Origin of the sequence: Kribbella sp. NPDC056345, from assembly GCF_042262745.1 — a bacterium.
Taxonomy (GTDB): Bacteria; Actinomycetota; Actinomycetes; order Propionibacteriales; family Kribbellaceae; genus Kribbella.
Genome location: NZ_JBHJQQ010000006.1, coordinates 239,240 through 257,999, shown reverse-complemented (window position 1 = coordinate 257,999; position 18,760 = coordinate 239,240). Strand labels below are relative to the sequence as shown.

The following is an 18,760-nucleotide window of genomic DNA, read 5'->3' as shown; positions in this document are numbered from 1 at the left end:
GTCAGCCTGCCAGGTCCGGGGCCAGAGCAGCGATCGGCTGGGCCACCGGCACGCCGGAACCGTCGCGGCGCGGGTCGATCGGCGGCAGGTCCACCGGTGCGCCACTGTTCGCGCTCGCCTTGACCGGAGCCACCCCGACGAAGGCGAGCAGCAGCCCGTCCTCACCCTTCAGCAGCCGCTGGCAGCGCACACCGCCGGTCCCGCGGCCCTTGCCCGGATACTCGCTGAACGGTGTCACCTTGACCGCGCCGACCTCGGTCCCCGGCAGCGCCGAGTTCGAGCCGGCGATCGTCACGACCTGTGCCTCGCGGCCCGGGTCGACGGCGCCGAAGAAGACCACCTTCGCGCCGGCGCCGAGCCGGACACCGGCCATGCCGCCCGCGGTGCGGCCCTGCGGACGGACCGCGGAGGCCGGGAAGTGCAGCAGCTGTGCCTCCGAGGTGACGAAGCACAGCTCCTCCTCACCGGTCGTGAGCTCGACCGCGCCGACGACCTCGTCGCCGTCGTTGAGCCGGATGATCTCCCACGCGTCGCGGTTGCTCAGGTGATCCGGAACGACGCGCTTCACGACACCGGTCGCCGTACCGAGGGCGACCCCGATCGAGTCGGGATCCATCGTGGTCAGCGCGAGCGCCTTCTCACCCGGTTCCAGCGAGACGAACTCGGCGATCGGTGCGCCGCCCTGCAGGTTCGGTGCGGCGGCCGTCGTCGGTACGGCGGGCAGGTCGAGCGAATCGAGCCGGATCAGCCGGCCGGCGGTGGTGATGAGGCCGTACTGACCGCGGGCGGTGCTCTTGATCGCGGACACGATCGCGTCGTGCTTGGCCCGGCCCTCCGCCGTACCGAACGGCTCGACGCCGTTGGTGCGGGCCAGCAGCCCGGTCGAGCTCATCAGGATCCAGCACGGGTCGTCGGTGACCTCGAGCGGTACGGCGGCGGTCTTGGTCGCGCCGGACGACTCCAGCAGCACGGTACGGCGGGGTGTGCCGTAGGTCTTGGCGACCTCGGCCAGCTCGTCGCCGACCGTCTTCTTCAGCAGCGCCTCGTCCTCGAGGATCGCGGTGAGCCGCTCGATCTCGCGCTCCAGCTCGGCCTTCTCGGTGTCCAGCTCGAGCTTGGAGAACTTCGTCAGCCGGCGCAGCGGCATGTCCAGGATGTAGTTGGCCTGGATCTCGGACAGGTCGTAGATGTCGATCAGCCGGGTCCGGGCCGCGGCCGCGTCGTCGCTGGTCCGGATGATCTGGATGACCTCGTCGATGTCGAGGATCGCGATCAGCAGGCCGTCGACGATGTGCAGCCGGTCCTGGGCCTTCTTCCGGCGGAACTCGCTGCGCCGGCGGACGACGTCGTACCGGTGCTCGAGGTAGACCTCCAGCAGGGTCTTCAGCCCGAGGGTGCGGGGCTGGCCGTCGACCAGGCAGACCGCGTTGATCGAGAACGAGTCCTCGAGCGGGGTGAGCTTGTAGAGCTGCTCCAGCAGTGCCTCGGGGACGAAGCCGTTCTTGACCTCGATCACCAGCTGGGTGCCGTGCGTGCGGTCGGTCAGGTCCTTGACGTCGGCGATGCCCTGCAGCTTCTTGGCCTGGACCAGCGTCTTGATCTTCTCGATCACCTTCTCCGGGCCGACCGTGTAGGGCAGCTCGGTGACCACGATGCCCTTGCGGCGCGGGGTGACGTTCTCGATCCGGGCGGTGGCGCGCATCTTGAAGCTGCCGCGGCCGGTGGCGTAGGCGTCCTTGATGCCCTCCAGGCCGACGATCTTGCCGCCGGTCGGCAGGTCCGGGCCGGGGATGAACCGCATCAGGTCGTCGAGGTCGGCGTCAGGCTTCTTGATCAGGTGCCGCAGCGCCTGGATGACCTCGACCAGATTGTGCGGGGCCATGTTGGTGGCCATTCCGACCGCGATCCCGGCGGCGCCGTTGACCAGCAGGTTCGGGAAGGCGGCCGGCAGCACCGACGGCTCTTCCTCGCGGCCGTCGTAGTTCGGCCGGAACTCGACGACGTTCTCGTCCAGGCCGTTCGTCATCGCGACCGCGGACGGCGCCATCCGGCACTCCGTGTACCGCATCGCGGCGGGGCCGTCGTCGAGGGAGCCGAAGTTCCCGTGGCCGTCGATCAGCGGCAGCCGCATCGACCACGGCTGCGCGGTCCGGACCAGGGCGTCGTAGATCGCGCCGTCGCCGTGCGGGTGGTACTTACCCATCACTTCACCGACGACGCGGGCCGACTTCACATGGCCGCGGTCGGGACGGATGTTGTTCTCGGCCATCGAGAACAGGATCCGCCGCTGGACCGGTTTCAGCCCGTCCCGTGCGTCCGGGAGCGCCCGGGAGTAGATCACCGAGTAGGCGTACTCCAGGAAGCTGGTGCGCATCTCGTCGGAGACATCGACGTCGAGGATGCGCTCCTCGAAGTCCTCGGGCTCGGCGGTGGTACTGGAACGGCGTGCCATACGGGTGAACTGCTCCTCGGTCGAACGGAACCCTATTGTCGCTGGTGAACGACAGTTTCCCGGCCCACGACCCGCAGGATGTATGCGGTCGGAGCCAAGGCGGACCCTACCGCGAGGGTCAGACAGAGTCCGGCGATCCCCAGCAGGATGCCCCACGGGACGGTCACCGGTACGTCGGGAACACCGGCCGTCATCGCGTGCCGGATCAGTACGCCGACCGTCACGGTGATCGCCGTACCGAGACTGAGAGCGACCATTCCGACCAGTGACGACTCCCACAGGACCATCCGCCGGATCTGGTTCGGGGTGGCACCGAGCAGCCGGGAGGTGACGAACTCCTGCCGCCGCTGCAGGCTGCCCATCAGCAGCGTGTTGGCGATGGCGATCGCGCTGTAGAGGGCGGCCGGTCCGAGCAGCAGGATGAGACCGAGCTGGTTGCCCTGGCGAACCCCGGCTGCCTGCTCGGCCTCCCAGGCAGCAGCCAGTACGGCGCCGTCGATCCTCTGCACGAGCTCCGCGGGATCGGTCCCGGCGGCCGGCAGGACGTACATGCGCTCCGGCTCAGCCTTCGGGGCGTGGGCGCGCGCGAGCTCCATCGGCAGCAGGAACGACGGGTTGATCCCGAACGCGTCCGGCACGATCGCGACGATCTTGAGTTTGGCGGTCGTCCGGTCCAGGAAGGTCACCGGCACCTCATCACCGAGCCGGTAGTGCTCGAACCCGGACATTTCCTTGCTGACGGCAACAGTATTGCCGGTGAGCGCGGCCAGGTCGCCGGCGACCGGAGTCATCCGGCGGGTACGTACCGCGACGGCCGGTTCGATACCCTCGGCGTCCTCGAGCTGGGCGTAGTCGGCCGAGATCCGCACGAACTGCACCGGAAGACCGGCATCGACCGCCGCGACGCCAGGGGTCGCGGCCACCTTGGCCTGGTCACCCCCAGTGACCACGATCGGGGCGAGCATGCCGTCGCGCAGCGTGGCCGCGGCGCTGTCGGCAGCGAAGCTCAGGCTAAGCACCATCGAGCCGGCGATCGCGGAGATGGTCAGGATCGGCGCCGCCAGGGACGCGCTGCGCCGGGGCGCAGCGACCACGTTGCTCCGGGCGAGCCGTCCGGACACGCTGGTCCAGGCGACGAGCGGTGCCGCCCAGAGCCGTCCGAGGAACGGCACGACCAGCGGAGCGAGCAGGGTCAGCGAGATCACCAGCAGCATCGGTGTGAACATCGCCAGCGGGACCGCGGCTTCACCACTGGACGGCCTGATCAGGGTGAGCAGGAGGATCGAGCCGGCCATGAACAGCAGCCCGAACACGACGCGAACCGGTCCGATCCGCGGCGGTTCGAGGCTGGCCTCGCGCAGCGCGTCGATGGCGCCGACCTTCCCGGCCCGCCGAGCCGCGGCGCGGGCACCGAGCAGCGCGACCAGCAGCCCGATCCCGACCGCGATCGACAGCGGCACCCAGGGCGAGGCCGGCTCCAGCTTCACCGGTGCCAGCTCCGTGTACGACGCCTTCGCGAGCAGGAACGGAGTCGCGAGCTGCGCCAGCACGGCGCCGGTGATCGACGCCCCGAGGGCGACGACCAGTGCCTCACCGAGGATCATCCGGCGGATCTGACCGGGCGTGGCGCCGATCAGCCGGAGCAGGCCGAGCTCGCGCCGCCGGGACGCGACCGCGAAGGCGAAAGTGCTGGCGATGACGAAGATCGTGATGAAGCCGCTGATCGCCCCGACCATGCTCAGCACGGTCTGCAGTCCGGAGACGTCCTGGTCGGAGGTGGACACACTGACCCGCTGCGGCTCCATCCCGTCGCCACCGAGGGTGGTGACAGCGATGCTCCCGGAGCTCGGTCCCCGATACGCGACGGTGGCGGCGGTCGCGGTGGCGGCAAGTCCGAGCAGGAACACGCCGACCGCGAGCGCCACGAACGAACCGGCGTACAGGTGTCTGTGCCGTCCGACTGTCTGCCTGCTCAGGAAGAACATCACCGCTCCAGGTCACTCATGGCAGCGGCGATCTGAGCCGGCGTCCCGCGGTCGAGGTGACCGGCGATCAGGCCGTCGGAGAGGAAGACGACACGCTCGGCGTACGCCGCCGCCACCGGATCGTGGGTGACCATGACTACGGTCTGCCCGGCCCGATCAGTTGCCTCGCGCAACAGGCTCAGCACCTGACGGCTGCTGTTGCTGTCGAGCGCACCGGTCGGCTCATCCGCGAAGAACACCGACGGCTTGGTGATCAGCGCACGTGCGATCGCGACGCGCTGCTGCTGCCCGCCGGACAGCTCGGCCGGTCGGCGCTTGACCTTGTCACTCAGCCCGACCTGCTCCAGTACGCCGTGGATGTCGGCGCGATGCGGGCGCTTGCCGGTCAGCCGGAGCGGTAGCGCCACGTTGTCGTACACGGTCAGCGACGGCAGCAGGTTGTACGCCTGGAAGACGAAGCCCATCTCCTCGCGGCGCAGTTTCGTCAGTGCGACCTCGCTGAGCCCGTGCAGGTTCACACCTCCCAGTACGACGACGCCTGTCGTCGGCTGGTCGAGTCCGGCCGCGCACTGCAGCAGCGTCGACTTGCCGGAGCCGGACGGGCCCATGACGGCAGTGAACGAACCGCGCGGGAAGTGGTAGGTGACGCCACGCAGGGCATCGACCCCACCGGCTTTGGAGCGGTAGGTCTTGGTGATCCCGTCGAGTACCAGGGCAGGAGCTGCGTCCGGTACGACGCTGGGGTACGAGGGCGCGGTTGCGGTCATATAGCTAGCCAACCGCTGATCTGCCCTGCGCACGCGGGCTTGGGCAAGAGACCTGGAGTAGCGCGCACGCTACCGCCCTGCGGGCTGGCCCGGACCTAGGGTTGGCGGAGTGGAGAGACCTTTGACGGGCTGGCAGGCGCTGGCGTCCCCGCGCTTCCTGGTGTCGTCGTGGCCGTGGCGCGCCTACGCGTATCTGTTCAGCTCGATACCGGTCGGCGTGGTCACGATCTGCGTGCTGCTCGGTACGGCGGTGACCAGTGCCGTCCTGAGCCCGATCGTGATCGGTATTTTGCTGCTGCCGTTGTTCCCGATGTTCGGGGTGGTGATCGGCTGGGCGGAGCGCTGGCGGGCCGGGCTGATGCTGGTCGACGGCATCAAGAGCCCCCATGCTGCGGTGCCGGCCGCGCTGTCACTGCGGGACAAGCTCAAGTTCCGCCGGCGCGAGCAGGCGTCGATGCGGTCGCTGGGCTACGGCTTCGTACTGGGCGTGCTGGTGTGGCCGTTCAGCACAGCCTTCGCGGGCATGAGCGCAACCATTCTCGGTACGACGCTCCTCGCGCCGATCATTGCCGACGGCGACGAGATGGGGATGGGGCCGTGGACGCTCACCACCGCGTGGGAGGGGCTGCTCTTCACGGTCACCTTCGGGCCGGTGTTCTACGCGATCAGCTCCTACCTACTCGGCGTACTGGCTGCTGCGGAGGCGTCGCTGGCCAAGGCAATGCTGGGGCCGCGAGAGGACGAGCTGAAGCGGAACGTGGCCGAGCTGCGCCGCTCCCGGCTGGACCTCGTCGATGCGTTCGAGACCGAGCGGGCACGGATCGAGCGGCACCTGCACGACGGCGTACAGCAGCGGCTGGTCGGTCTGACGATGACGCTCGGCCTCGCCGAGCTGGACCTGCCCGAGGGGGAGGGGCGGCGGCTGGTGATGAAGGCGCACTCCGAGGCCGAGGCCGCGCTGGCCGATCTACGCGAGGCGGTGCGCGGCATCCATCCGCGCGTCCTGATCGACCTCGGGCTCGAAGCCGCGATCCGGGAGGTCGCCGACCGTAGCCCCATGCCGGTCACGGTGTCGGTGACGCTGGAGTCGCGACTGCCGCCGCCGATCGAGGCCGCGGCGTACTTCGTGGTCAGCGAGGCCCTGTCGAACGTCGCCAAACACGCTCAGGCGACCGCCTGCCAGGTGGCCGGCCGGCAGGAGGGGCAACTGCTCATCATCACGATCACCGACGACGGGATCGGTGGCGCGACAGTCGGGGCCGGCACCGGGTTGACCGGGCTGGTGACCAGGTTGGACGCTTTGGGCGGCACACTCGTGGTCGACAGCCCACCTGGTGGGCCTACTCGACTGCGAATGGAGTGCCCGTGCCAACTCGGCGACTGAGCATCGTGCTGGCCGAAGACTCGCTGCTGCTGCGCGAGGGGCTGGCCAGCATTCTGGATCGCGCCGGGCACGAGGTCCGCGACAGCGTCGGTGACGGCGACACCCTGCTCGCCGTGGTCCGCAAGGAGCCGCCGGATCTCGTCATCACCGACGTCCGGATGCCGCCGGGACACAGCGACGAGGGCCTGCGCGCGGCCGCCGCGATCCGCGCCGAGTTCCCCTCGATCGGGATCCTGGTGCTCTCGCAGTACGTCGCCGATGCGTACCTCTCGTCGTTGCTCGAATCAACGACCGGCGGGATCGGGTACCTGCTCAAGGACCGGGTCGGTCACGTCGCCGAGTTCCTGGAGTCCCTCGACCGGGTCGCGTCGGGCGGCACGGTGGTGGATCCCGAGGTGGTCCGGCAGCTGCTGGCCCGGCGCCGGAACGACGGGCCGCTGTCCGCGTTGACGCCACGCGAGCTCGAAGTACTGGCGCTGATGGCCGAGGGGCGCGTGAACGGCGCGATCGCGGAACAGCTCGTGGTGAGCGAGGCCGCCGTACGGAAGCACGTCGGCAACATCTTCGCCAAGCTCCAGCTGGACGACGGCCTGGATCGCCGGGTCTCCGCCGTACTCACCTATTTGCGTGGCTGAGGGACCCTGGAGCTATGGACGCGGACATCCGGAAGATCCTGGCGGACTGCTCTACCTGGGCTGTGGTTGGGCTGTCGAACAACACCGACCGAGCGGCGTACGGCGTGGCGCGGTTCCTGCAGGGACGTGGGAAGCGGATCGTGCCGGTGCATCCGTCGGCCGAGACCGTGCACGGGGAGCAGGGGTACGCGAGCCTGGCCGACATCCCGTTCCCGGTGGACTGCGTGGACGTGTTCGTCCGGTCCGAGCTCGCCGGTGAAATTGCCGACCAGGCAGTGGGAATCAATGCGCGCGCGGTGTGGTTCCAGCTCGGTGTAGTGGACCAGGACGCCTACACACGCACGACCGCTGCGGGACTGACGATGGTGATGAACCGTTGCCCGGCGATCGAGTGGGGGCGCCTCGGTCCTTCGTGACGACGTAGGGGTGCGTATGTTCTCGATCGACACGTCCACCGACTTCGGCAAGCGGATCACCCGGCAACTCGACGACGAACGCGTCGTCTGGCTGACCACGGTCGGCAAATCGGGGACACCGGCGCCGAACCCGGTCTGGTTCCTCTGGCACGAGGGCGAACTGCTGATCAGCAGCCAGCGCCACAAGGCCAAACTGCACAACATCACCGCCCACCCCCAGGTCTCGGTCAACTTCAACGCGACCCATGGCGGCGGCGACGTCGGCGTCATCTCCGGTACGGCGCACATCGACACCGAGCCGCTGTCCGGCGAAGCCCTCGCGGTCTACAACGCCAAGTACGGCGACGACATCGTCGGTCTCGGGATGACCACCGAACAGTTCCACTCGGAGTACTCGGTGATCATCCGCATCACCCCGGAAAAACTCCGCGGTTTCTGACCGTCACGCCACCGGCAGGATGAGCCGGAAGCAGGCGCCCTCGCCGAGCGCGGTCTCCAGTACGACGTCGCCGTCGTGGGCCCGGGCGATCGAGCGGGCGATGGCCAGTCCGAGTCCGGCGTTGACACCGCCTGAGCGGGCCCGGGAGCGATCGGCCCGGTAGAAGCGATCGAAGACCCGGCCCGCTTGTTCGGCGGTCAGGCCGGGGCCCTGGTCCGCGACTTCGAGCACCGCGCGACCGTCGACGGTGCCGACGCCGATGTTTACCGGAGTCCCGCTCGGAGTATGCGCGGCCACGTTGCCGATCAGGTTGGTGACAACCTGCCGGAGCCTGGACTCGTCGGCATCCACGGGAGCGGGACCAGGCGGTCCGTCGCCTCCGGGCCCGGTGAGCTCCACCGGCCGGGACGGGTCGAGGGCACGGAGATCGTGCCGCGCGTCGTTGGCCAACGTCCGCAGATCCATCGGCGCGCGCTCGAGCTGGCCTTGCGGTGCCTCGTCGAGCTGGGCGAGCAGCAGCAGGTCCTCGGTGAGGGCGGTGAGCCTGGCCGCCTCCTGGTTGACGCGGCGCATCGCCTCGTCGATCTCGGCCGGCTCCCGCAGTCCGCCCATTTGATAGAGCTCGGTCGTGCCCTTGATGCTGAACAACGGGGTGCGCAGCTCGTGGCTGACGTCGGAGACAAAGTTCCGCATCCGCGCTTCGGAGGCGGCCCGATCGGCGAAAGCTCGTTCGAGCTGGCCGAGCATGCCGTTGAGCGCGGCCGACAGCTGCCCGATCTCGGTACCGGCCGGCGCGAGCTGCGGCACCCGCTGGGTCAGGTCGCCGCTGGCGATCGCGGCGGCGGTGTGCTCGATCCGCCGCAGCGGACGCAGCCCCCGGCCGAGGGCGAACCAGCCGGCCACGGTCAGCAGGACAAGCAGCGCCGCACCGCTGATGACACTGCTCCACCGGAGCCGGGCGATGGTCGCGTCGGCCTCGGCGAGCGGAGCCGCCGCGATGACAGTTCCCTCCCACCCGGTGGTCGGCCGGGCGACTGCCCGCCAGCGGCCCGACCCGTCGGCGGCCGGCAGCTCGACGGCCACGCCGGTGGTCGGGATCTCGCGCAACTCGCCGGCCGCGGGCAACGTCGTACGGTCGACCCGTGCAGCGTGCAGCCCGCCGACCACCTGTCCGTCGGCGTCGAGGTAGGCCAGGTACGGCGTGCCGACCAGCTCGAGGGCCGGGTCGAGCAGGTCCGAGCGGGGCGCCGGGTTCGTGGCCGAGGGAGGTGCACCCGGCAGCCGCGCGATGATCTCGGTGAACGACCGCAACTGGCCGTCGAGCCGATCGAGCTGGTAGCGCTCGAGATTGCTGGACAGGAACGCGCTGATCAGGCTGAGTCCGGCCAGCAACAGGACCGCGGTGAGCAGGAGCAACCTGGCCCGCAGGGACAACCGCCTCACAGCCGCGACTCGCGCATCACGTAGCCCACGCCGTGCACGGTGTGCAGAAGCTTGGGTTCGTCGACGTCGACCTTGCGCCGCAGGTAGGAGACATAGGTGTCGACGATGCTGGTGTCGCCGCCGAAGTCGTAGCGCCAGACGCGGTCGAGGATCTGGGACTTGGAGACCACCCGGCCGGCGTTCTCCATCAGGTACTGCAAGAGCCGGAACTCGGTCGCGGTGACGCGGACCGGCGATCCGGCCCGCGTCACCTGATGACCTTCGACGTCGAGGGCCAGGTCGCCGACCGTCAGTACCTCGGCGTGGTAGCCCGTCGTCCGGCGCAGGATCGCGCGGATCCGGGCCACGAGCTCCTCCAGGTCGAACGGTTTCGTGACGTAGTCGTCGGCTCCGAGCGACAGGCCGGTGACCTTGTCCGCCTGCTGGTCGCGCGCGGTGAGGAAGAGCACGGGCACCGGCCCGTGGCGGCCCTGCGAGTTGTTCGCCCGCAGACGGCGGACCACCTCGAAACCGTCCATGTCCGGCAGCATCACGTCCAGCAGGATGAGATCGGGCGACTCCGCCGTCGCCGCGGCCACCGCCTCGGTAGCGGTCGCCGCGGAGGTCACCTGAAAACCGGCGAACCGCAGCGTCGCGGACAGCAGTTCACGGACGGTCGCCTCGTCGTCGACCACCAGCAGCCGTGTCGTCACCTGATCCGCTCGCTCCATGTCCGCCAGGATAGGGATGCGCCGTACGGGTTCGCCGGTAGTCACGACTTGTCAGATGTCTCGACGGCGGAAGACCACGAAGGCGACCGCGACCACTGCGGCGATGCCGAGGCACATCCCACCGAGGTTGAGCCACGGGTGCGGATGGGCGGGATCCGGGACCGTGGTGAGGGCCGCGGTCGCGCCCAGCGTCGGCCAGTAATGGAAGATCCCTTGGAGCCCGGAAGGGACGAGGCCGGCGAGTGCTGGGACGAGGAAGACGATGCCCACCATCGTGGCGAGCGCTCCCGCGGTGGCCCGGATGATCGCGCCGAGAGCGGCCGCGAGCAAGGCGATCGCCGACAGGTAGATCCCGCCGGCGGCCAGGGCGGACAGCACCCCTGGATCGCCGAGCGCCGCGGACGGCACGTCCTGCGCGGCGAGCATCGCCTGCCCGATACCGAAGGCAGCGAGCATCAGTCCCAGCCCGGCCACCGCGGCAACGGCAACGGTCACCACCAGTTTCGCCGCGAGCAGCCGGTGCCGTCGCGGGGTGCCGGTCAGCGAGGTCTGGATCAGGCCGGTGGCGAACTCGGAGGTGACGATCAGGATGCCGAGCACGCTGATGATCAGCTGCGCGACGATGAAGGTCATCAGGCTGCGGGCGGTCGGATCCCAGGCCGCTCGTTCGGCGGCCGTCGCGCTCGCCCACTCGTTGCCGGCCGCGCTCATCGACAGCACGGTCATTCCCAGCCCGACCACGAACAGGCCGGCCACCGTGTACCAGGTGGAGCGCAGGCTGCGGAGCTTGATCCATTCGGTGTGCAGGTTGCCGGCGAACGGTGCGGTCAGCGTGCTCATGCGAGGGCTCCCTGGTACTCGATGCTGTCCCTGGTCAGTTCCATGAACACGTCTTCCAGCGAGGCGCGTTGCGGGGTGAGCTCGCTGAGCGGGACACCGTGGTACGCGGCGAGTTTGCCGATCTCCCCGCTGCTCAGTCCGGACACGACGAGCGACGACTCGAGACCGTCCCGTACGACGGCGCCGGCCTCGGTGAGCCGCCGTACAAGGGAATCCGGTTCGCTGGTACGGACGAGGACCGTGCCTTCGCCACCGGCGCGCATCAGTTCGCTGATGCCGGTGTCGGCGATCAGCCGGCCGCGGCCGATGACGACCAGGTGGTCGGCGGTCTGCGCCATCTCGCTCATGAGATGGCTGGACACCAGCACCGCCCGGCCCTCGGCGGCCAGCGACCGCATGAAGTCACGGATCCAGCGGATGCCTTCGGGGTCGAGGCCGTTCACCGGCTCGTCGAAGATGAACACCTGCGGATCACCGAGCAGCGTGGCCGCGATGCCGAGCCGCTGCCGCATGCCGAGCGAGAAGCCGCCGGCCCGCTTGCCGGCGACCGCCTCAAGGCCGGTCCGGGCGAGCACCTCGTCGACCCGGCGCCGCGGCAGGCGGTTGCCGGCGGCAAGCGCGAGCAGATGGTTGTACGCCGTCCGGCCGCCGTGCACCGCGCCGGCGTCGAGCAGCGAGCCGACGACCGTGAGCGGTACGGGGATGTCGCGGTACCGGCGGCCGTCGATAGTGACGGTCCCGCGGGTGGGGGCGGCCAGCCCGAGGATCATCTTCATCGTCGTCGACTTGCCGGCGCCGTTCGGGCCGAGGAAGCCGGTCACGTGGCCGGGTTCGACGGTGAACGACAGGTCGTCCACGACAGTGTCGGGTCCGTAGCGTTTGGTCAGTCCGTGGATCTCGATCGTGGTCATGACCGCGATGCTGACCGACCGAGCTGACCGGATTCTCAGAGCTTCTGGGAGAACTCTGTGAAACCGGCCGCTGTCACACGGTCCGCGGCGGGCCTGGGTGGCCCGCCGCACAGGAAACTGTCAGTTCAAGTAGCCCTCGACAGTGGAGGCGGGGCGGGCCTCGGCGGTGTCGGGGTCCTCGCCGAACTCGCGCTTGGCGCGGCGCTGGCGGAGCAGGTCCCAGCACTGGTCCAGCTCGACCTCGAGGGCCTTCAGCCGGTCGCGCTCCTCGCTGTCGCCGATCTCGCCGGCCGCGTGCTTGCTCCGGAGCTCGTGCTCCTCGGCCACGAGGGCGTCGATCCTGGTGAAGATGTTGTTGTCATCGGTCATGAGGAAACGGTACGCCCGTCGGGAAGTGCTGAGCGGGAGAGCAGTTCGGTGATGGTGAGGATGGCGATCGTTTCGGCGGCAATCAGGCCGATCAGTACGACGAGTTGGAGGGCGGCCGCGGCCGCGGGGGAGGCGCCGCCGAGGACCATGCCGACGAAGGCACCGGGCAGGGAGACCAGGCCGACGGTTCGGGTCTGGTCGAGTGCGGGGAGCAGCGCGTCACCGGCGACCGGGCCGACGACGAGTTTGAACGCTTCGCGGGGGAGCAGCCCGATCGACAGGCCGGCCTCGAACTCGCCGAACCGGGTCCCGTACTCGCTCAGCACCCGGCGCCCCGCGAGCGTGGTGGCGGTCATGGCACCGCCGACGATGATGCCGCCCATCGGCAGGATGGTGGCCGGGTTCCGCGGGACGACACCCGGCAGCAGCAGGATGAGCAGGACGCTCAACGCGCCCGCCCCGATCGCAGCACCGCAGTACAGCCACTGATGGCGGATCACCACGGTCTGGTGCAACCGCCGCATACTCGTGAACGTCGCGACACCGAACATCAGCAGCACGAACGCGATCGCCCCGAGGGTGTGCTGCAGTGCGAACCCGACGACCAGTCCGACTGCGGCCAGCTGCAGTACGGCGCGCAGGGCCGCGGTGACGATCCCCTTGTCGTGCCGCAGCCCGGCGTACCGCGAACCCGCCACGCCGATCGCGATCAGCAGCGGCAGAACGATCAGCGCAGCGGGCCCGAGCCCGGTGTCGAGGTTCATTCCGCGCGGAAGTCGGCTTCGTCGTACGCGTGCTCGCCGTGGGTGCCGCTGTCGACCTTCGCGGCCTCGTCGGTGCGGAGCTCGACGCGGCGGATCTTCCCGGAGATCGTCTTCGGCAGGTCGGCGAACTCGATCCGGCGGATCCGCTTGTACGGCGCCAGGTGGTCGCGGCAGAACTGGAGGATCTCCGCGGCCAGTTCGCGGGACGGCTCGTGGCCGGCGGCGAGGACGACGTACGCCTTGGGGACTGCCAGCCGGACGGGATCCGGTGACGGGACCACGGCGGCCTCGGCGACGGCGGGGTGCTCGATCAGCACCGACTCCAGCTCGAAGGGCGAGATCCGGTAGTCGCTCGCTTTGAACACGTCGTCCGAGCGGCCGACGTACGTGATGTAGCCGTCCTCGTCCCGGCTCGCGACGTCGCCGGTGTGGTAGAAACCGCCGCGGGTCGCCTCGGCGGTCAGCTCCTCGGCATCGCGGTAGCCGCGCATCAGCGGGACCGGCGGCGGAGCGAGCTCGATACAGATCTCGCCGTCGTCGCCGATCTCGTCGGTACTCGGGTCGATCAGCGCGATCGCGTACCCGGGCAGCGGCCGGCCCATCGAGCCGAGTTTGACCGGCTGACCGGGAGTGTTGCCGATCTGCGCGGTCGTCTCGGTCTGCCCGTAGCCGTCGCGGATCGTGATATCCCACGCGTTGCGGACCTGGTCGATCACCTCGGGGTTGAGCGGCTCACCGGCCGAGATGCACTCACGGATCGCGACCTCGACCGCGGACAGATCCGCCTGGATCAGCATTCGCCAGACCGTCGGTGGTGCGCAGAACGTGGTCACGCCGTACGTCTGCAGGACGCGCAGCATCTTCTCCGCGTCGAAGCGGGTGTAGTTGTAGAGGAAGACGGTCGCACCGGCGTTCCAGGGAGCGAAGACATTGCTCCACGAGTGCTTGGCCCAGCCGGGCGAGGAGACGTTCAGGTGGACGTCGCCGGGCTGGAGGCCGATCCAGTACATGGTCGACAGGTGGCCGACCGGGTAGCTGACCTGCGTGTGCTCGACCAGCTTCGGCTGACTCGTCGTACCGGAGGTGAAGTACAGCAGCAGTGAGTCGTCCGCCGCGGTGTCCACGTCCGGCACGGGACCGTCGTACTGCACGAAGTCGTCGTAATGCAGCCACCCGTCCACCGGCTCACCGACCGCGACCCGGAGACAGTCGTCCGCGATCCCGGCGTACCGGCCGGTCTCGCCGCTCGCGGTCACGACCGCGCGAACGTTGCCGCGGGCAATCCGGTCAGCCAGATCGGCATCGGTGAGCAGGGTCGTGGCCGGGATCATCACCGCACCGGCGCGGATACAGCCGAGCATGGTCTCCCACAGCGGTACGACGTTGCCGAGCACGATCAGCACCCGGTCGCCCGGCTTCAGCCCGGCCTCGGTGAGCCAGCCGGCGATCTTGCGTGAGCGCTCGCCCAGCTCGGCGTATGTGCGCGAGTTGACCTCGCCGTCCTCCTCGACGATCGTCAGCGCGGCCACCTCGCCCTGCTCGACCGCCAGCGCGTCGAACCAGTCCCGCGCCCAGTTGAACCGCTCGAACACCGGCCACTTGAAGTCCCGGTACGCCGTCTCGTAGTCCTCCCGATGCGCCACCAGGAAGTCCCGCGCCGCCCGGAACTCCCGCGTCACATCCGCTGTGCTCTGCTCGGTGCTGTCGGCTTCGCTCATGCCCGGCACATTACCCATTCAGGGCGAGGACTGAGCCCGTGATCACGAGGGGGGTGAGGATGAGGCCGCGCCAGAGGAAGGACCACCAGGAGATGTGGACACCGGCTGCGCGGCAGCGGGCCCGCCACAGGAGGGTGGCCAGGGAGCCCCAGAGGGTGAGGAGGCAGCCGGTGTTGACGCCGATCAGAAGGGCGGTCATCCGATGCGGGTCGGAGGCGGCGACCGGTTCCATCGCGAGGTAGGCCGGGAGGTTGTCGAAGAGGTTGGCGCCGAGGGCCGCGGTGGCGCTGAGGCGCAGGTCGGAGGTGGTTCCGGCGACCTGCTTGAGGACACCTTCCAAACCGTGATCGGTGAGGAACGCGACGATCGCGAAGAGGACGACAACCCCGACGACCAGCTTGGCCGGGATGAGCGACCAGCGGAGCTCGCTGCGGCGGCGGACCGCGAACAGAACGACCAGCACGAGCGCTCCGACACTCGCCGGCCACGCCACCTCGATGCCGGAGACGAAGGCCGGTCCGAGCAGTACGCAGACCGCGGTCGAGCTCCAGAACAGCACCTTGTCCTCGACCGCGGGAGTCGCCGGTACGTCGTACGTCCGGGCGAGGTCGCGATGGAACAGCACCGCCAGCACGACGACCGTGATCACGATCGCGGCGACCGCCGGCCGCCAACTGACGCTCAGGTACGGCGTGTCCAGCTGGCGGAAGTGGTGCAGCGCGAGCAGGTTGGTGAGATTCGACACCGGCAGCAGGAGGGACGCCGTACCGGCCAGCCAGACCGTGGTGAACGCGAACAGCTTCGGCGGGATGTCGAGCTGGCGAGCCATCGCGAGGACGACCGGGGTGAGCAGCACCGCGCAGGTGTCGAGCGAGAGCACGATCGTCAGCCCGGTGGCGAGCACGACCACGAGCAGCCAGAGCCGCCAGACCCGGCCGCGGGCCAGGTGAGCGGCCTCCCGCGCTGCCACGTCGAAGACCTTGGCCTTGTCGGCCAGCTCGGCGATCACGGTCACTGCGATCAGAAACACCAGCACCGGCGCGATCCGCGCGACCAAAATCCCCGTCTCCTTCTGATCGAGTTGAGTACGCTGGCGGAGTGACCTCGCCGGATGACACGTCTGCTGGACAGCTTGCACAGTATGCCGTGCAGGCCCCGGCCGATTACCCGGCGGACTTCGAGGCCGATGTGGTGCTGCGCGACGGCGCCACAGCCCGCCTGCGCCCGATCACCCCGAGCGACGCCGACCTGCTGGTCCAGTTCTACGCACGGGTCTCGGAGCAGTCGAAGTACTACCGGTTCTTCGCGCCGTACCCGCAACTTTCGGACCGCGATGTGGCGCGCTTCACCCAGGTGGACTACCACGACCGGCTCGCGCTGATCGTGACTGTGGGCAACGAAATGATCGGCGTCGGTCGCTACGAGCGCACCGGCCGCCGTACGGCGGAAGTCGCGTTCCTGATCGAGGACGCGCACCAGGGCCGGGGCCTCGGGCAACTGCTGCTCGAGCACCTGGCCCAGGCAGCCCGGGAGAACGGGATCGCCCACTTCGTCGCCGAGGTGCTGCCGGACAACCGCAAGATGATCACCGTCTTCACCGAGGCCGGCTACAAGGTCGCGCGTGAGTTCGAGGACGGCGTGATCATGGTCGAGTTCGACATCGCCCCGACCGATACGTCGTTCGGCGTGATGCAGGCGCGTGAGCAGCGTTCGGAGGCGCTGTCGATCGCCCGGCTGCTGACACCGTCGAGTGTCGCGGTGATCGGGGCGAGCCGGCGCGAGGGCACGATCGGGAACGCGCTGCTGCGGAACCTGCGCGACAGCGGGTTCCCCGGGCGCATGTACGCCGTCAACGCCGACACCTCGGCGGCCGAGATCGAGGGCGTTCCGGCGTACCCGACGATTCGCGATGTGCCGGACACGGTCGATCTCGTGATCGTCGCGGTGAAGGCCGAGATGGTGTCGGACGTCGTACTGGACTGTGCCGCCAAGGGCGTGCGGGGTCTGGTTGTGGTGTCGAGTGGGTTCGCGGAGATCGGTGACGAGGGGCGGCGGCGGCAACGGCAGCTGGTGGGGCTGGCCCGCTCGTACGGGATGCGTGTGATCGGGCCGAACGCGCTTGGGCTGATCAACACCGCGGCCGGGGTTTCGCTGAACGCGACGCTGTCTCCGGTGATGCCGAGCCGCGGGCGGGTCGCGTTCTTCTGCCAGTCGGGTGCACTCGGCGTACCGATCCTGGCCGATATGGCCACTCGAGGGGTGGGGCTGTCGTCGTTCGTCTCGGCGGGGAACCGGGCCGATGTCTCGGGCAACGACCTGATGCAGTTCTGGTACTCCGACGAGGCGACCGAGGTCGTGCTGCTGTACCTGGAGTCGCTGGGTAACCCGCGGAAGTTCAGCCGGGTCGCGCGGCGGCTCGCCGGGCGGAAGCCGGTGATCGCGCTGAAGTCCGGCCGCGCCACCCAGGGTGTGCCGGTCGGTCAGCTGGTCCGGCGGAGCAAGTTGCCGGCTGCAACGATCGACTCGATGTTCCGGCAGAGCGGTCTGATCGGGGTCGACACGACCGGCGAGCTGTTCGATGTCGCGCAGCTGCTCGCCCACCAGCCGCTACCGAAGGGCCGGCGGGTCGCGATCGTCAGCAACTCCGACGCGCTGACCCTGCTGGCCTTGGACACGATGGCGGGCGTCGGTCTCCAGGTCGCGGGCGAGCCGCGCAACCTCAGCCCCGACGCGTCCGCCGCCGACTTCGGTGCCGCACTGGCCGAGGTGTTCGCCGACGACCGGGTGCACTCGGTCGTGGTCATCTACACCCCGCCGGTGCAATCCAGCGGCGCCGAGGTGGCCGCCGTACTCGCTGCCGCCGCGGCCGGCTCGGACAAGCCGGTCGTCTCGACGTTCCTCGCGTCGCGGAGTGTGCCGAAGGAGCTGCAGGTCCCGGACGACGACGGTGGTGCGGCGCGTGGGTCGATCCCGTCGTTCCTCAACCCGCAGTACGCCGTGGGCGCGCTGGCCAAGGCGACCCAGTACGCCGAGTGGCGCCGGCGGTCGGACAGCGGCGTACCGGAACTGCCGGACGTCGACACCGCAGGCGCCGAGGCCTTCGTCACCGAATACCTGCAGCGGCACCCGAAGGGCGCCGACCTGGACGACTCGGACCGCCAGCTGCTGCTGAGCTTCTACGGCATCTCCGTGCTGCCCGCCTTCCCCGTGCTGAGCGCGGACGAGGCGGTCGCCCGAGCCTCCGACCTCGGCTTCGAGGTGATCCTGAAGGCAACCGCGGAGCAGTGGCGAATGCGGCCCGACCTGGCCGACATCTGGCGGCACATCCACGACGAAGACGACATGCGCGCGGCCTGGGCCGAGATGACGACAACCTTCGGCGTCGCGTCGGACCCGGCTCGCGCCCAGTTCGTCGTACAGAAGATGGCACCACCCGGCGTGCCGGTGGTGATCTCGGCGGAGGAGGACGTCTCCTTCGGCCCGGTCGTCACCTTCGGCCTGTCCGGCGTCGCCACCGACCTACTCGGCGACCGCTCCTACCGCATGCCGCCGCTCACCACCCGTGACGCCGCCGAAATGGTCCGCGAAGTCCGCGCCGCGCCATTGCTGTACGGCTACCGAGGCACCGACCCCGCCGACATAGCCGCCATCGAAAACCTCCTGCACCGAGTCTCGCGCCTCACCTTGGACCTGGAGGAGGTCGTCAAACTAGACCTCCGCTCAGTCCTGGTAGCCATCCAAGGCGCCACCGTCCTGGACGCCGCCATCCGCATCGCCCCCAACGAAAAGCCCCGCCAAGACACCCCAGTACGCCGGTTGACTTAACCCCACCCGCGAACGCGTCAGCGCCGACTTCCAGCAGTTGCCAGCAGATGCCGCGGTCCGGCGTGAGCGTGACCGGGGTGCCGAGTGGACGTATACCTCCTG

16 protein-coding genes are annotated in these 18,760 nt (G+C 69.3%); 5 read left to right on the top strand and 11 right to left on the bottom strand.

The window, feature by feature from the left end:
• Position 1: 1 nt before the first annotated feature.
• The 3 genes from ACFCV3_RS23035 to ACFCV3_RS23025 are packed head-to-tail and all read right to left on the bottom strand — an operon-like array spanning position 2 to position 5,204.
• Positions 2–2,452 (bottom strand): DNA topoisomerase (ATP-hydrolyzing) subunit A, encoded by a 2,451-nt coding sequence (locus ACFCV3_RS23035; protein ID WP_376032926.1) that lies wholly within the window; start codon positions 2,450–2,452, stop codon positions 2–4.
• Between the two features lie 32 nt (positions 2,453–2,484).
• Positions 2,485–4,437, bottom strand: coding sequence for an FtsX-like permease family protein (locus ACFCV3_RS23030; protein ID WP_376032924.1), 1,953 nt, complete (start codon positions 4,435–4,437; stop codon positions 2,485–2,487).
• On the bottom strand, positions 4,437–5,204 hold the full coding sequence (locus ACFCV3_RS23025; protein WP_376032922.1) for an ABC transporter ATP-binding protein: 768 nt from the start codon (positions 5,202–5,204) through the stop codon (positions 4,437–4,439). Before ACFCV3_RS23025 ends, ACFCV3_RS23030 begins: the two co-directional genes overlap by 1 nt.
• 109 nt (positions 5,205–5,313) lie before the next feature.
• Between ACFCV3_RS23025 and ACFCV3_RS23020 the strand changes: the two genes are divergently transcribed.
• Genes ACFCV3_RS23020 through ACFCV3_RS23005 form a run of 4 tightly spaced genes read left to right on the top strand, consistent with a single transcriptional unit; the run spans position 5,314 to position 8,078 of the window.
• A complete protein-coding gene (locus ACFCV3_RS23020; protein ID WP_376032920.1) occupies positions 5,314–6,588 on the top strand; it encodes a sensor histidine kinase in 1,275 nt (424 codons plus the stop codon).
• Positions 6,570–7,223 carry a response regulator transcription factor gene (locus tag ACFCV3_RS23015; RefSeq protein ID WP_132411751.1) on the top strand — a complete coding sequence of 218 codons (654 nt, stop codon included), beginning with the start codon at positions 6,570–6,572 and terminating at the stop codon, positions 7,221–7,223. Before ACFCV3_RS23020 ends, ACFCV3_RS23015 begins: the two co-directional genes overlap by 19 nt.
• A gap of 14 nt (positions 7,224–7,237) precedes the next feature.
• On the top strand, positions 7,238–7,639 hold the full coding sequence (locus ACFCV3_RS23010) for a CoA-binding protein (protein WP_376032918.1): 402 nt from the start codon (positions 7,238–7,240) through the stop codon (positions 7,637–7,639).
• Positions 7,640–7,655: 16 nt separating this feature from the next.
• Complete coding sequence (locus ACFCV3_RS23005) at positions 7,656–8,078, top strand: TIGR03667 family PPOX class F420-dependent oxidoreductase (protein ID WP_376032916.1); 423 nt, start codon at positions 7,656–7,658, stop codon at positions 8,076–8,078.
• 3 nt (positions 8,079–8,081) lie between these two features.
• Here ACFCV3_RS23005 and ACFCV3_RS23000 read toward each other — a convergent pair whose 3' ends face one another.
• The 8 genes from ACFCV3_RS23000 to ACFCV3_RS22965 form a co-directional block, all read right to left on the bottom strand.
• A complete protein-coding gene (locus ACFCV3_RS23000) occupies positions 8,082–9,521 on the bottom strand; it encodes a sensor histidine kinase (protein WP_376032914.1) in 1,440 nt (479 codons plus the stop codon).
• Entirely contained in the window at positions 9,518–10,231 is a 714-nt protein-coding gene (locus ACFCV3_RS22995) for a response regulator transcription factor (protein WP_376032912.1), read from the bottom strand. Before ACFCV3_RS22995 ends, ACFCV3_RS23000 begins: the two co-directional genes overlap by 4 nt.
• Before the next feature lie 51 nt (positions 10,232–10,282).
• Positions 10,283–11,071, bottom strand: a complete 789-nt coding sequence (locus tag ACFCV3_RS22990; protein WP_376032910.1) for an ABC transporter permease — start codon at positions 11,069–11,071, stop codon at positions 10,283–10,285.
• The gene (locus tag ACFCV3_RS22985) at positions 11,068–11,982 is read right to left on the bottom strand and encodes an ATP-binding cassette domain-containing protein (RefSeq protein WP_376032908.1); all 915 of its coding nucleotides are present in this window, start codon (positions 11,980–11,982) and stop codon (positions 11,068–11,070) included. Before ACFCV3_RS22985 ends, ACFCV3_RS22990 begins: the two co-directional genes overlap by 4 nt.
• Before the next feature lie 120 nt (positions 11,983–12,102).
• Complete coding sequence (locus tag ACFCV3_RS22980; protein ID WP_376032906.1) at positions 12,103–12,351, bottom strand: DUF2630 family protein; 249 nt, start codon at positions 12,349–12,351, stop codon at positions 12,103–12,105.
• The gene (locus tag ACFCV3_RS22975) at positions 12,348–13,115 is read right to left on the bottom strand and encodes an ABC transporter permease (protein ID WP_376032904.1); all 768 of its coding nucleotides are present in this window, start codon (positions 13,113–13,115) and stop codon (positions 12,348–12,350) included. Before ACFCV3_RS22975 ends, ACFCV3_RS22980 begins: the two co-directional genes overlap by 4 nt.
• Positions 13,112–14,833 (bottom strand): AMP-binding protein, encoded by a 1,722-nt coding sequence (locus ACFCV3_RS22970; RefSeq protein WP_376032902.1) that lies wholly within the window; start codon positions 14,831–14,833, stop codon positions 13,112–13,114. Before ACFCV3_RS22970 ends, ACFCV3_RS22975 begins: the two co-directional genes overlap by 4 nt.
• Positions 14,834–14,843: 10 nt before the next feature.
• On the bottom strand, positions 14,844–15,890 hold the full coding sequence (locus tag ACFCV3_RS22965; RefSeq protein WP_376032901.1) for an SLC13 family permease: 1,047 nt from the start codon (positions 15,888–15,890) through the stop codon (positions 14,844–14,846).
• A gap of 41 nt (positions 15,891–15,931) precedes the next feature.
• Between ACFCV3_RS22965 and ACFCV3_RS22960 the strand changes: the two genes are divergently transcribed.
• A complete protein-coding gene (locus tag ACFCV3_RS22960) occupies positions 15,932–18,658 on the top strand; it encodes a GNAT family N-acetyltransferase (RefSeq protein ID WP_376032899.1) in 2,727 nt (908 codons plus the stop codon).
• Positions 18,659–18,760 lie beyond the last annotated feature (102 nt).

What these genes read in the sequence shown, in the direction of transcription:
- ACFCV3_RS23005 (WP_376032916.1), top strand. Translation starts at nt 7,656, where the DNA reads ATGTTCTCGATCGACACGTCCACCGACTTCGGCAAGCGGATCACCCGG.
- ACFCV3_RS22970 (WP_376032902.1), bottom strand. Translation starts at nt 14,833, where the DNA reads ATGAGCGAAGCCGACAGCACCGAGCAGAGCACAGCGGATGTGACGCGG.
- ACFCV3_RS23035 (WP_376032926.1), bottom strand. Translation starts at nt 2,452, where the DNA reads ATGGCACGCCGTTCCAGTACCACCGCCGAGCCCGAGGACTTCGAGGAG.
- ACFCV3_RS23030 (WP_376032924.1), bottom strand. Translation starts at nt 4,437, where the DNA reads ATGTTCTTCCTGAGCAGGCAGACAGTCGGACGGCACAGACACCTGTAC.
- ACFCV3_RS22995 (WP_376032912.1), bottom strand. Translation starts at nt 10,231, where the DNA reads ATGGAGCGAGCGGATCAGGTGACGACACGGCTGCTGGTGGTCGACGAC.
- ACFCV3_RS23010 (WP_376032918.1), top strand. Translation starts at nt 7,238, where the DNA reads ATGGACGCGGACATCCGGAAGATCCTGGCGGACTGCTCTACCTGGGCT.
- ACFCV3_RS23025 (WP_376032922.1), bottom strand. Translation starts at nt 5,204, where the DNA reads ATGACCGCAACCGCGCCCTCGTACCCCAGCGTCGTACCGGACGCAGCT.
- ACFCV3_RS22975 (WP_376032904.1), bottom strand. Translation starts at nt 13,115, where the DNA reads ATGAACCTCGACACCGGGCTCGGGCCCGCTGCGCTGATCGTTCTGCCG.
- ACFCV3_RS22980 (WP_376032906.1), bottom strand. Translation starts at nt 12,351, where the DNA reads ATGACCGATGACAACAACATCTTCACCAGGATCGACGCCCTCGTGGCC.
- ACFCV3_RS22985 (WP_376032908.1), bottom strand. Translation starts at nt 11,982, where the DNA reads ATGACCACGATCGAGATCCACGGACTGACCAAACGCTACGGACCCGAC.
- ACFCV3_RS22990 (WP_376032910.1), bottom strand. Translation starts at nt 11,071, where the DNA reads ATGAGCACGCTGACCGCACCGTTCGCCGGCAACCTGCACACCGAATGG.